Source organism: Novosphingobium aureum, assembly GCF_015865035.1.
Classification (GTDB): Bacteria; Pseudomonadota; Alphaproteobacteria; order Sphingomonadales; family Sphingomonadaceae; genus Novosphingobium; species Novosphingobium aureum.
Genome location: NZ_JADZGI010000001.1, coordinates 2,133,021 through 2,144,762, shown reverse-complemented (window position 1 = coordinate 2,144,762; position 11,742 = coordinate 2,133,021). Strand labels below are relative to the sequence as shown.

Annotated in this window: 12 protein-coding genes; 7 read left to right on the top strand and 5 right to left on the bottom strand. The window is 66.0% G+C overall.

Translation table 11 applies throughout. The features are described from left to right. Window position 1: 1 nt before the first annotated feature. From I5E68_RS10160 to I5E68_RS20370, 5 genes are all read right to left on the bottom strand, one after another. The gene (locus I5E68_RS10160) at window positions 2–1,039 is read right to left on the bottom strand and encodes a zinc-binding dehydrogenase (protein ID WP_197163447.1); all 1,038 of its coding nucleotides are present in this window, start codon (window positions 1,037–1,039) and stop codon (window positions 2–4) included. Window positions 1,040–1,049: 10 nt separating this feature from the next. Then, on the bottom strand, window positions 1,050–2,669 hold the full coding sequence (locus I5E68_RS10155) for an FAD-binding oxidoreductase (RefSeq protein WP_197163445.1): 1,620 nt from the start codon (window positions 2,667–2,669) through the stop codon (window positions 1,050–1,052). Window positions 2,670–2,807: 138 nt separating this feature from the next. Next, on the bottom strand, window positions 2,808–4,205 hold the full coding sequence (locus I5E68_RS10150) for an FAD-dependent oxidoreductase (protein ID WP_197163444.1): 1,398 nt from the start codon (window positions 4,203–4,205) through the stop codon (window positions 2,808–2,810). Between the two features lies 1 nt (window position 4,206). Beyond that, entirely contained in the window at window positions 4,207–4,566 is a 360-nt protein-coding gene (locus I5E68_RS10145; RefSeq protein ID WP_197163443.1) for a hypothetical protein, read from the bottom strand. Further along, complete coding sequence (locus I5E68_RS20370) at window positions 4,563–5,795, bottom strand: class I SAM-dependent methyltransferase (protein WP_197163442.1); 1,233 nt, start codon at window positions 5,793–5,795, stop codon at window positions 4,563–4,565. Before I5E68_RS20370 ends, I5E68_RS10145 begins: the two co-directional genes overlap by 4 nt. A 102-nt stretch (window positions 5,796–5,897) precedes the next feature. On the opposite strand from I5E68_RS20370, the gene I5E68_RS10135 reads away from it, so the two are divergent. Genes I5E68_RS10135 through I5E68_RS10105 form a run of 7 tightly spaced genes read left to right on the top strand, consistent with a single transcriptional unit; the run spans window position 5,898 to window position 11,617 of the window. Continuing rightward, entirely contained in the window at window positions 5,898–6,206 is a 309-nt protein-coding gene (locus I5E68_RS10135) for a RedY/HapK family protein (RefSeq protein WP_197163441.1), read from the top strand. After that, entirely contained in the window at window positions 6,203–7,024 is an 822-nt protein-coding gene (locus tag I5E68_RS10130) for an SDR family NAD(P)-dependent oxidoreductase (RefSeq protein ID WP_197163440.1), read from the top strand. The genes I5E68_RS10135 and I5E68_RS10130 overlap by 4 nt, the downstream gene beginning before the upstream one ends. 1 nt (window position 7,025) lies before the next feature. Then, complete coding sequence (locus tag I5E68_RS10125; RefSeq protein ID WP_197163439.1) at window positions 7,026–8,408, top strand: MmgE/PrpD family protein; 1,383 nt, start codon at window positions 7,026–7,028, stop codon at window positions 8,406–8,408. 34 nt (window positions 8,409–8,442) lie between these two features. Further along, window positions 8,443–9,333, top strand: a complete 891-nt coding sequence (locus I5E68_RS10120; RefSeq protein ID WP_197163438.1) for a VOC family protein — start codon at window positions 8,443–8,445, stop codon at window positions 9,331–9,333. Continuing rightward, window positions 9,330–10,181: an alpha/beta fold hydrolase gene (locus tag I5E68_RS10115; RefSeq protein ID WP_197163436.1), complete on the top strand. Its 852-nt coding sequence runs from the start codon at window positions 9,330–9,332 to the stop codon at window positions 10,179–10,181. Before I5E68_RS10120 ends, I5E68_RS10115 begins: the two co-directional genes overlap by 4 nt. Before the next feature lie 5 nt (window positions 10,182–10,186). Beyond that, window positions 10,187–10,849: a hypothetical protein gene (locus I5E68_RS10110; protein WP_197163434.1), complete on the top strand. Its 663-nt coding sequence runs from the start codon at window positions 10,187–10,189 to the stop codon at window positions 10,847–10,849. Window positions 10,850–10,888: 39 nt separating this feature from the next. Then, window positions 10,889–11,617, top strand: coding sequence for a DUF3108 domain-containing protein (locus I5E68_RS10105; protein ID WP_197163432.1), 729 nt, complete (start codon window positions 10,889–10,891; stop codon window positions 11,615–11,617). Window positions 11,618–11,742: the final 125 nt, after the last annotated feature.

Below are 11,742 nucleotides of genomic sequence, written 5' to 3'. Positions count from 1 at the left end.
CTCATTCTGGATTGCTGCTGGGCGGCGCGGCGAGATCGACGACGACCTTGCCGCTCGAGCGGCCCGAGAGCAGGCGCTCGACCGCGTCGAAGACACCCTCGATACCGACGAAATCCGGCGCGTCGAAGCGCACGGCAATCTTGCCCGACTGGTAGAGAGAAAACAGTTCCTCGCGCGCAGCGGGCCAGTGCTCGGTGAGCAGCCCGTTCATGAAGCCGCGCACAGATGCGCTCTTGTAGTAGATGGCGTGCGCGATGCGCGGAGCGTTGACGATCTCGGGCTTGCCCTCGAGATCGGACGCCGCGCCGCCAACGACCAGCCTGCCGTGATTGGCGAGGTTGGCGAGAAAGGCATCGTAGATCGAACCGCTGACCGTATCGACCGCGACATCGAGCGCATCGCGGTACTCGGCATCGAGCACCTGCGCGACATCCTCGCTCTTGTAGTCGATCACCCGCTCGGCGCCGAGCGACTTCACGAAGGCACACTTTTCCGGTCCGCCCGCGACGGCGACGACGCGACAGCCGCGCAGCACGGCAAGCTGCACGAGGAAGTGGCCAAGGCCTCCCGCAGCAGCGGAGATCGCCACGGTTTCGCCCGGCCTCAGCGCACCGATATGGTAGAGCGCGACATGTGCCGAAACACCGGTCGAGGATAGCGCGAGGTATTCGCGCGTCGCCTCGGGCACCTTGACGAAGGCGCTCTCGGGCGCGGTGTTCTCCTCGCGGTAGCCACCGGTGAACCGTACCGAGACGGCAGCATCGCCGGGCACGAAGCCAGTGACGCCTTCGCCGACTTCCTCGACCACGCCGATGGCCTCGACCCCGGTGAAGGTGGGCAGGGCGATCTTGACGTAATCGACTGCGTCACGCGCGATCTGGGTGTCGAAGATGCCGTTCACGCCGCAATGAAGGTTGCGCACGCGAATCTCGCCCGGGCCCGGCGCGAGGCGGGGCAACTTGACGATCTCGCATCCCTCGCGGAAGCTGGGCGCGATCCGTTCGAGGCGGATCGCGCGGTAGGTCTCGGCTTCGGACATCACTGTGTCCTCAGTTCTCTTGTCCGGGGAAGCCGAGGCCGCCGGGATTGAACAGTGCCTTCGGGTCCATCACCTGCTTGACCGCGTCGAGCACGGCGAGGAAGGCCGGGTCCTGGCGGTCGCGATAGGCATAGGAGCGCCCGATCTGGAAGTGGCCCGCACCGTACTTGCGCGCAATCTCCTTCACCTTGTCGCGGGCTTCGCTGACGATGCGGGTCGCCTCGGGATGCGCACCAAGCTGCTTGAGGCGCTTCATGTGGTCGGGCTCGATCATCGATTCGTGGATCGGGCGATAGCCCTCGGGCCAGAACATGACCGGTTCGATGATGATCGCGTTGGTCGACATCGAGGAGATCAGGAAGCCGCAGGAAATGCCGTTGGCATCGAATGCGGCTTCCATCTCGTCGAAGTAGGCGCGGATCTCGGCGAAGGCCTTGGGTGCGGTCGAAAGCGAGAACTGGCCGTGGACCGGGATCCAGCTCTCTCCCTCGGGACCGAGGATCGAATTGGGCGCAGGGAAGGGCATGGCGCGGATGATCTTGGCGATGGAGTTCTCGATCTCGATGCCGTCGAACTTCGCAGCAATCTCGCGTGCAGTGGCGATGTCGGCCGCGACCGCTTCCTTGCAGCGACCCTCGGCGGTGATGTGAAGCGGATATTCCTCCTCGGGAATGAAGTTGCGGCCGCCCATCGCGATCTTTGCTGCGGCCAGCAGCCCCTTGCCGATCGACTTCTCCTTGCTGATCACCTTGCCCAGCGTCTTGACGTCGCTCGCCATCGACATGCGCTTCATGCGCACCTTGGTGAGGCCCGGATCGAACCCGCAGCTTTCCGCAGCGATACCTGCGCGCGTCATCTCGCCCAGCGCCTCGAGCATGGCCGGGCCGGTCTTGAACGAGAACGAGGCCGATTGTTCGAACTGGGGCAGGCGCATGAGGCGCATGGTGATCTCGGCCTTGATCCCCATGGTGCCGGAGTCGCCGCAGAACAGGCCCACGAGATCGGGGCCGAAGTGACGATAGAACGGGCTGTCACCGTCGGGGCCGCGCGCACCGGTGGTGAAGGTGCGGCCATCGGCCATGATCATCTTGAGCGCGATAACGCTCTCGCTCGAGGTGCCATGGTGGCCTGCACCGAACATCGCGTTGAGCTGCGAGAGGCCCCCGCCGATGGTCGAGTAGATGCCGGACATCGGGCCCCAGAACGGGGTGCGCAGGCCGTGCTCCTTGAGCGCTTCGTTAAGCGCGAGCCAGGTGCAGCCGGCCTCCACCGTGACGGTCATGTCCTCGGGGCTGATGCGCAGGACCTTGTCCATGCGGGTGGTGTCGATGGTGACGGTGTTGTCGGTCGCAGGGAGGTAGGAGCCTGTATAGCTCATCCCGGCGCCGCGTGGGGCGAGGGCGATCCCGGCCTCGTGCGCGGCCTTGACCACTGCGGCGAGCTCGGCGCTCGAGCCGGGGGCAACGGCAAGCATCGCGACGTGCTCGCCGCGCGACCAGATGTCCTCGCTGAGCAGGCGCAGGCGCGCCTCGTCGGTGCTTACGTGCTCGGCACCGACGATCGCTTCGAAGCTGGCGCGAAGATCGGAGGGGCAAGGGGCAATCGCGGTAAGAGTAGCAGCGTCGGACATGGCAGCTTCCTGTGGAAATGGGCGAAAACGGGACGATTGTGCGTTCTTGCTGCGCAGCACCCTCGCGCAAGGGAGGGTCGGGCCGGTTGCTCTCGACGCGAGTGTTCCCCTGTCGGATGCGGCGCAGGGCAGATTGCGTCAGGTCGGTGCGGGAACCCGCCCGGCGACTTGCGCGGCGGCGAGGCCTGCGAGCCGGCCGAAGGTTACCGCAGTGGCAAGCCCCATCGCGGGCAGGTAGCCCCAGTGGGCGGGACCCGAGACCGAGCGGGCGGCGCCGCCACCTGCGAAGAGATTGGGCAGTGCGGTCCCGTCGGGGCGCAGCACGCGCGCATGGCCATCGATCTGCAGGCCGCCTTGCGTATGGAAGATCGCACCCACGACCTTGAGCGCGCGCAGTTCGCCCGAGGGCGGGAGATCCTCGCCCCAGATGCGACCCAAGGCATCGGGTACGCCGCCTGCCTGTGCGGCAGCAGCATCGGCCAGCGTTGCGGCAAGGGCAGCGGCAGGAACGCCGATAACGCCTGCAAGCTCTTCGGGTCCGTTGCCGCGCTTTGCAGCGTTGAGCGCGTTCAGTTGCTGGATTTCGGGAACGTAGGCGACTTCGCTCTCAATCCGCGCGTCATAGACGACCCAGACGTGATCGCCCGATTGCTGCAGGACCGGATGGACCATCCCTGCGATGTCGGCGGTCTCGTCGGTAAAGCGCTTGCCTTCGAGGTTGACCAGTACGCCGCCGGCGACCGGCACTCCGGGCGGAACCGGGATGCCCTGCGGTTCGGTGAGCATGGCATAGCCCTGATAGGCGCCCATGTCGCCCAGTGCCGCGCCGAGCTGTTCGCCCACACGCACTGCGATGCCCTGGCTTGCCTCGTGCCCGTTGTTTCGTGCGCCGGCCATCTCGGGCATGTGCCTTGCAACCATCTCGTGGTTCGCGGCGAACCCGCCGCAGGCCAGCACCAGAGCCTCGCAGCCGACCTGCTCGTGCGAGCCGTCGGGCCGCTCGAGCGTGACACCGCGAACGCGCCCCTCGTCATCGGCGTGGACCTCGACCAGATTGGCACCGGTCATCACGTCGACGCCGTTGTCGTCGAGGCGGCGATGCAAGAGGTCGACCATGTCCTGCCCGGTATGACCGTGCCAGCCATGGACCCGATAGGTGCTGTTGCCGTAGGCAGGGCGAAACCCCTTGTCGAGCGACCACGGCATGTCGAGCTCGGCGACCATCCAGTCAACCGTCGGTCCCGCGTTCTCGGCAATCGCGCGGGCAAGAACCGGATCGGTCTCGCCCTTGGTCTTGGCGATGATGTCGGCGTAGTAGCGTTCGGCATCGTCCTCGATCCCGGCCTCGGCCTGCGCGCGGGTACCCGCGGCGCAGATCAGCCCCTGCGACATGCCGGTCGAGCCCATCGGGCGCACGTCCTGCTCGATCAGCAGCACGTCTGCTCCGGCATGCGCGGCAGAGAGCGCGGCAATGCAGCCACAGGCGCCGCCGCCGACGACCAGCACGGGGACGGTGAATTCGAAGTCCACGCTCACCTCACGCGTCCCTCGCCAGTTCCTCGCCGACATCGCCCGAGGCGACATCGTCCCTGAGCACTTCGGCCTCGTTTTCCTGCTGCACGATCCTGAGGATGCGGGCGATGAACTCCTGGTTCCACATCTGGCGCTCGGCAGAGGCCTCGCGGCTCGGCTCGAAGGCGTCGATCTCACCCTTGGCGAGCACGCCCTTTTCGCGCAGCAGGCGCTCGAGCGTGTCGCTGCGCTGGCGCGCGACGGCGAGCTCCTGCGCGAGGGTCATGGTCACTGCGAGAACCTTCTCGACCTGTGCATCGAGGAAGTAGGGGCGCTTGCCGGCGGGCTTGGTACCGGCTGCGTTGAGTGCGTCGTTGAAGCTCATGCCACTGCTCCGATCACGTGCCAGGCCGCCTTGCGGCCGTAATCCTCGGTGTCGTCCTCGGCCGCGTCGGGGAACAGCTCGCGATCGACGACGCCGTAGACGCCGCCATGGATCAGGCTGTCCTTCTCGAATCCCGCATCGACCATCGCGGCATCGAGATCCATCTCGTGCATGCGGCTCCAGAACGGCTCGTTGTTGTAGAAGGCATCCCAGTCGCGCATCGCCTGCTCGAACAGGGGCATTTCCGGCGAATATTGCGGCTGCTCGACATGCAGCACGACGCCGCCGGGCTTCAGCAGACGGCGCGTCTCGCGGAAGATGTTGCGCAGCGCGGTAGTCGAGAGTTCGTGCAGGAACATCGTCGTCTGGATCCAGTCGAAGCTCGCATCGGGAAAGCCCGAAAGGTCCTCGCCGCTGGCCTGGACGAAGCGTACGTTCTCGACGCCCAGCGACTTGGCGCGGGCAAGACCGTAGCGCAGCACCGGCGCGCCGAGATCGACGATCGTCATCTCGGCCTCGGGATAGGCCTGGGCGAGCGGCAGGCTGGAATGGCCGACCGTGCCGCCGATCTCGAGGATCGTCCTGGGTTTGAAGTCGGGCAGGTTCTTGCGAACCCAGTTGACCACGGCCTGACCGCCGCCATCGGAATACTTGCCGAGCAGGCCGCTGGTGGTGACGAAACCCGCATGATCGTAATTGGCGCCGTTGGTGACGTCGCCCTCGAAATATTCGGTGTGATAGCTGCCCGGCATGCAGTGGTGATCGACCGCCGAGACATAGCGCGGGATCGCCACAGAGGGATCGAGCGAGAGGCGCTCGTCGCCATCGGTAAGCTCCGCCGCGATCTCGGCAAGCTCTTCGGCCTGGCGCAGCGCGGTCCAGCGACCCGCCTGCTGGCGCTGCTCCATCGTCATGCGGCGCAGTGCGGACCAGGTCTGGAAGGCGGGGTCCTTGAGCAGCGCCTTGCGCGCCTCGTGGCGGTCGGCGATCGGACGCCCGTTCTCGGCTTCGAACGCGGGGACGACGCGCTGTTCGTACGCAGCCTTCACGCCGGGCACGACGCGTGCGGCGAGGTGCCGGTTCATCTGCGCGAGGAAGTTGATTCGCTCGATCTCGTCGTGGCTGGTCTGCGGGAAGACCGCATGGCGACCAATGACGCGATAGTCCGGGGGCCCGTCGTAGGCCGCGCTAGGGTCGTTTGCCTTGGGTGATGTGCGATGGGTCTTCACGGCCTACCTCATTTGTTATAGCCTTATGGTATATTGCCGTTACAAGGTACGCAAGTAGCCGTGATGCCATGATCGGCAGGCGACAAGGAAAAGGGGATCGAGATGATCATTTTCGCGGTATTCAACCTGAAACCGGGCGTTTCGGTAGAGCAGTACGAGGCCTGGGCGCGCGAGACGGACCTGCCGACCGCCAACAGCCTCAAGTCGATCGACAGCTTCCGAGTCTATCGCTCGACCGCAGTCCTGGGCTCGGACGAGAAGCCGCCCTTCGGATATATCGAAGTTCTCGACGTCAACGACATGGAGCAGTTCGCCGCCGACGCGCAGAGCGAGATCATGCAGGAGGTCGCGAGCACCTTCCAGGGCATGGTCGATGTCACCTTCGTGATGACCGAGGAGCTGGTGGCGTGAGGTTTGCCGGCAAGGTTGCAGTCGTCACTGGCTCGGGTCGCGAGGGAGGGCTGGGCGAGGCCATCGTGCGGCGGCTCTCCGAAGAGGGCGCGAAGGTCGTCATCTCGGACATCGGCACCTCGCGCGATGCCTCGACGCCCGATGCCATGATCGGCAGCACCGACGAGATGAAGCGCATCGCCGAGGCCATGCCGAGCGATGCCACCACTTTCGCGTGCGACGTGCGCGACCCCGCGCAGGTCGAGGCGCTGGCGGACCACGCGATCGAGACTTTCGGCTCGCTCGACATCTGGGTGAACAACGCAGGCATCGGCTATATCATGAAGCCGCTGGTCGACGTCTCCGTGGACGACTGGCGCGCGGTGATCGACGTCAACCTGAACGGCGCATGGTACGGCCTGCAGGCCGCGGCCAAGCGGATGATTGCGGCCGGCAAGGGCGGGCGCATCATCAACGTCGCGAGCCAGGCCGCCAAGTCGGGCTTCCCGCACGCACAGGCCTATACCTCGTCCAAGCACGCGCTAGTCGGCCTCGTGCGCTCGGCCTCGATCGAGCTCGGGCCCGAAGGCATCACTGTCAACAACGTGTGCCCGAACCACGTCACCACCGGCCTTGGCAAGTGGCAGAACGAGCACTTTGCGCAAGTGCAGGGGATCAGCGTCGAGGAGTACCTCAAGCGCATGGCTGCGCGTATTCCGATGGGCCGTCCCGGCCTGCCGCAGGATACCGCCTCGGCCATCGCGTTCCTGTGCTCGGACGAGGCGATCTACATCACCGGCGAGAGCATGAACGTCTCGGGCGGCGAGGAGCCGCACTGAGATGAGCACCGGGGGCGACAATCTGCAAAATCCCGCGCACGTCCTCGTCGACCACGCGCTTTCGCTCGAGTGGGATGCCATCCCGACCGAGGCGCAGGCGATGGCGAGGACCTTCCTTCACGACAGCCTCGCGGTCGGTGCGGCCGGGCGCAACGCGGCGCATGCCGAGGGCGTCTTCGCAATGGCCTCGGGCTGGGGTGAGGGGCGCGATGCCTCGGTGCTCGGGCGTCCCGGCGTGCGTTTGCCCGCGCCCTCGGCAGCCTTCGTCAACGGCTTCCAGATCCACGGGCAGGAATACGACTGCGTCCATGAACCCGCGGTGCTGCACCCGATGGCGACCGCGCTCGCGGCCTTGCTGGCCGATGCCGAGCGCGGTCCTGCGGTTGCCGGCACCGACTTCCTCGCCGCGATTGTCGCGGCTGTCGACGTCTCGGTGACGCTTGGCATCGCCGCCCCCGATGCGCTGACCTTCTTCCGTCCGGCGACCGCAGGCATCTTCGGTTGCGTCGCGGGCATCGCCCGCATGCGACGCATGTCGCGCGCGCAGGCGCTTGATGCCTTCGGGCATGCTCTCGCCCTCGTTTCCGGCACGATGCAAGCACATGTCGAGGGCAAGCCCGCACTGCCGGTGCAGGTCGCCAATGCTGCGCGCAATGCACTCGTCGCGATCGACCTTGCGCGGACGGGAATGCCCGGCGTCGAACACCCACTCGATGGTCCTTTCGGCTTCTTCGCACTGATGGAAAAGCGCGAGGCGCTCGCGCCCGCTCTTGCACGGCTTGGCGATGGACACCGCATCACCGAGGTCAGCTGGAAGCCGTTCCCGACGGGCCGGGCAGGCCATGGCGGCATCGTTGCCGTGCAGGACTTGATGCGCGAACAGGGCCTGAGCGCGCAGGACCTCGAGAGCCTCGAATACCACGCACCACCACTGATCCACCGCCTCGTCGGCAGGCCCGCAAAGCCCGGCATGGAACCCGGTTATGCGCGGTTGTGCATGCAGTATCTTGCGGCAGTGACATTGCTGCGCGGCAAGGTTGCGCTCGGCGACTTCCAGCGTGCTTCGCTCGACGATCCCGAGGTCCATGCGCTCGCCGGAAAGATCGCGGTGATTGCCAACGACAACCCCGACATGGCCGCCTTCGCCCCGGCCCGCGCGATTGCGCGGACCCGGTCTGGCGAGACGCTGGTGCGCGATGTCGAGGTGCAGTTCGGCTCTCCGCAATGGCCGCTCAGCCGCGAGCAACACATGGAAAAGGCACTGGGCTGTCTTGAATTTGCAGGGCTCGGCGCCTGTCACGAGCCGCTGCTCACAGCCGTCGACGAACTCGTGAGCGCCACCGACGCCATGGCCACCCTTCGCGCCAGCGGCGTGATGGGCTGAACCCAACAGATATCCAGCAAGCAGGATCTTCGCGATGACCCTACTCAAGTGCGCAACCCTGGTCGTTGCCGACGTCGCCGCATCGAGCGCGCGTTACAGTGAATGGATGGACTACCGCGTGGTCGAAGAGGGCAATGTGCCCGACGATCTCGCGCAGGCCTGGCAGGCCCCGGCCTCGGCAGGTCGCCCTTATGCACTGCTCCAGCCCGCCTCGGGCGAAGAGGTGTTCCTGCGCTTCGTCGAGGGCGATCCGGTTGCCTCCTATGCGCCGATCCGCACCTATGGCTGGGCCGCGACCGAGATCTGCGTGAGCGACGTCATGGCGGTGAGCGCCCGGATGGAAGAGAGCCCCTTCGAGATCATCGGGCCGCCCAAGGACCTCGACGGCTTTGCCACGGTCAAGCCGATGCAGGTCAAGGGCGACGACCAGGAGATCGTCTACCTGACGCAGATCCTGCAGCCCGGAGAGGGTTCCGGGTTGCCGAACCCGACCTCGCTCGTCGACCGCCCCTTCATCATGGTGCTCGCCAGCGACGATCTCGAAGCCAGCGTCAAATGGGTCGAGGACGTGCTGGGCCTTCCTGTGATCGATCCGGTGCCGATCCGCTATTCGATGATCAACCAGGCCTTCGATCTCGATCCGGAGACCAAGACGCCCATCGTCACCGCGCGCGGGGCGGGCCAGACCTTCCTCGAGATCGACCAATACCCCGCCGAAGCGACTGTCCGCGAGAAGCACGAAGGCGCGCTGCCGCCGGGGGTTGCGATCACCTCGATGCTGCATCCCGATTTCGCGCGGCTCGACGGGCACTGGGCAAGCGCTCCTGTGGTGCGCGAAGGGCCGCTCTATGCAGGGAAGCGCAGCGGCGTGCTGCTCACCCCGGAAGGCGCGCTGCTCGAGGTCATCGAAGGCGGCACGATATGAGCCAGATCCGTCGCGGCTTCGTGGATCTGCCGCATGGGCAGATGCACTATCGCACGGCCGGGGAGGGAGGCGAGCCTCTGCTCATCCTTCACGCCTCGCCGGGCAGTTCGCGCCAGCAACTGCGGCTGATCGAGGACTTCGCCGGTGAGGCGCAGGTCTTCGCGCCCGACACCCCGGGCAATGGCGACAGCGTCGCGCTTGGCGTTGTCGAGCCCAGCGTCGCGGACCTCGCGGCGGCCATGCTCGGCTTCATCGATGCGCTCGGGCTCGAGACGGTCAGGGTCTACGGCTCGCATACCGGGGCGGCCATCGCGGCGGAGCTTGCGATCATGGCGCCGACCCGCGTGAGCCATCTGGTTCTCGACGGCGTGGCGCTGGTCGAGGGCGAGGAGCTGCGCGATATTCTCGAGAACTATGCCAGGCCCTTCGAGCCCGATCTCGAAGGCGCCTATCTCATGCGCCTGTTCCACTTCTGCCGCGATCAGTACCTGTTCTATCCCTGGTACCGCCGCACGCGCGAGGCCCGCCGCGATGGCGGGATGGGCAGCCCCGAGGATTTCCACGCCTGGCTGGTCGAAGTGATGAAGGCTTCGACGACCTATCATCTCAACTACCGCGCCGCCTTCCAGTGGCCCGCAGACGAGCGCTTGCCGCTGATCGGCTGCCCTGTGCTGATGGCCGCGGCGAGCAACGACCCCCTCGACGAGACCCGCGAGGCGCTGACCGCGCTGATACCGCTTGGCAGGACCGTATCGCTGCCGCGCCTCGATGATCCTGTCTTCCGCGAGAAGCGCCGTTCCGAAATGGCCCGCTTCTTCGCCACCGCATCAAGCCACAAGGACACCTGAGAGCCATGGACACCGGCCTTGCCCTGCTAACCCTGCTGCACATCCTGATCCCGATCTACTGGCTGGGCGGCGACCTCGGCGCCTTCTACTCCTCGCGCTTCATGGTCGATGCCAAGCGTTCGGTGCCCGAGCGCCTGATGGCCCTGACCATCCTCAACAACATCGACATGGCGCCGCGCACGACGCTGATCCTGGCGTTTCCGACCGGCTTCACGCTGGCCGTGGTCAAGGGCTGGCTGCAGCTGCCGACCTCGGCCGTCGTCGCGGTCTGGGTCGCGGGCCTCGTCTGGCTTGCGCTCGCCTGGACGGTGCACCTAAAGCACGGCCCCGCTGGGAAGACCTACAAGCAGGTCGATCTTGCGATCCGCTACCTCGTGCTTGCCGCGCTGCTTGCCAGCGGCGTGGCTGGGCTGATCGACATCATCGCGATGCCGCTGTTCATCGCGCTCAAGCTGCTGGTGCTCGCGTTCTGCATCTTCATCGGCCTGCTCGTGCGACGCCAGCTCGTGCCGCTCTTTCCGGCGATCATCGATCTCAAGCAGAACGGCGCGAACCCGGAGGGCGACCGCGCGATCAAGGGCGTCATCGCGATCACGCAGCCCACCGTCATGACCTTGTGGATCGCCGTCCTGATCGCATCCTACCTCGGCATTGCAACGCCGCTCTGATCGAGCGCTCCACTCAGCTTTTTCCAACAGGGAGAACCCATGCAGAAGCACCGCACGATATCCGGCAAGATCCTCTACACCTCGCGCAAGCCCGGACGCGAAGGGCACGAGCGTGGCCGCGAGACCTTCACCTGGACGCACCACTCGGACAACAAGCGCACGCTGCGTGCGCGCTGCGAAATCGACGAGCCCGATCCCACGGTGCACCGCGACATCGTCTACAGTCTTGACGAAAACGATCGGCCGATGGACTGCTTCGTGCGCCTAACCATCGGTGACAAGTTCATGGGCTCGGGCCTGTTCATCGTCGGCGAAGACACGGTCGAATGCGAGAGCTACGGCCCCTCGATCGGGCGCATGTCGCAGACCATGGCGCTCAACGGAGAATTCGACGGTTTCGGCACGCACCCGATCGTCGCCGACGCCTACATCACCAAGAAGATCGACCGCTCGCTCGGTGCGCACAAGCGCAAGTTCCGCTGCTTCCTGCCGTCGCCCGACCACCGCGGCGCGACCCCGCCGATGATCGTGGAATCGGTGATCGAGCTGGGCTACGTCGGTGACGAGACGGTGACCGTCGCTGCCGGCACCTTCGATTGCCACCACTTCCAGTTCACCGACGACGAGGGCGGCATGGTCGCGGCCAACGGCGAGGCGCATCCCGCCTACGACGTGTGGGTCACGGCCGATGATGACGCGATCTTCGTGCAGGGCGGCGTCGGCGGCTACATGCAGACCTGGTACGAACTGGTCGAACTCGAGCGCTGATCGCCACACGAACTTACCCCGGCGCCGGTCGCGAGATCGGCGCCGGGGCGGGTTGACTACGGCGCGCGCTGTCCCAAGACTATCAAAGGTCTCGGCTATCGCTAGCAAGTGCGGTACTGCGCGCC

Coding starts and splice junctions, on each gene's coding strand:
- I5E68_RS10120 (WP_197163438.1), top strand. CDS start 8,443: ATGACCCTACTCAAGTGCGCAACCCTGGTCGTTGCCGACGTCGCCGCA.
- I5E68_RS10110 (WP_197163434.1), top strand. CDS start 10,187: ATGGACACCGGCCTTGCCCTGCTAACCCTGCTGCACATCCTGATCCCG.
- I5E68_RS10145 (WP_197163443.1), bottom strand. CDS start 4,566: ATGAGCTTCAACGACGCACTCAACGCAGCCGGTACCAAGCCCGCCGGC.
- I5E68_RS10160 (WP_197163447.1), bottom strand. CDS start 1,039: ATGTCCGAAGCCGAGACCTACCGCGCGATCCGCCTCGAACGGATCGCG.
- I5E68_RS10115 (WP_197163436.1), top strand. CDS start 9,330: ATGAGCCAGATCCGTCGCGGCTTCGTGGATCTGCCGCATGGGCAGATG.
- I5E68_RS10105 (WP_197163432.1), top strand. CDS start 10,889: ATGCAGAAGCACCGCACGATATCCGGCAAGATCCTCTACACCTCGCGC.
- I5E68_RS10125 (WP_197163439.1), top strand. CDS start 7,026: ATGAGCACCGGGGGCGACAATCTGCAAAATCCCGCGCACGTCCTCGTC.
- I5E68_RS10155 (WP_197163445.1), bottom strand. CDS start 2,669: ATGTCCGACGCTGCTACTCTTACCGCGATTGCCCCTTGCCCCTCCGAT.
- I5E68_RS10135 (WP_197163441.1), top strand. CDS start 5,898: ATGATCATTTTCGCGGTATTCAACCTGAAACCGGGCGTTTCGGTAGAG.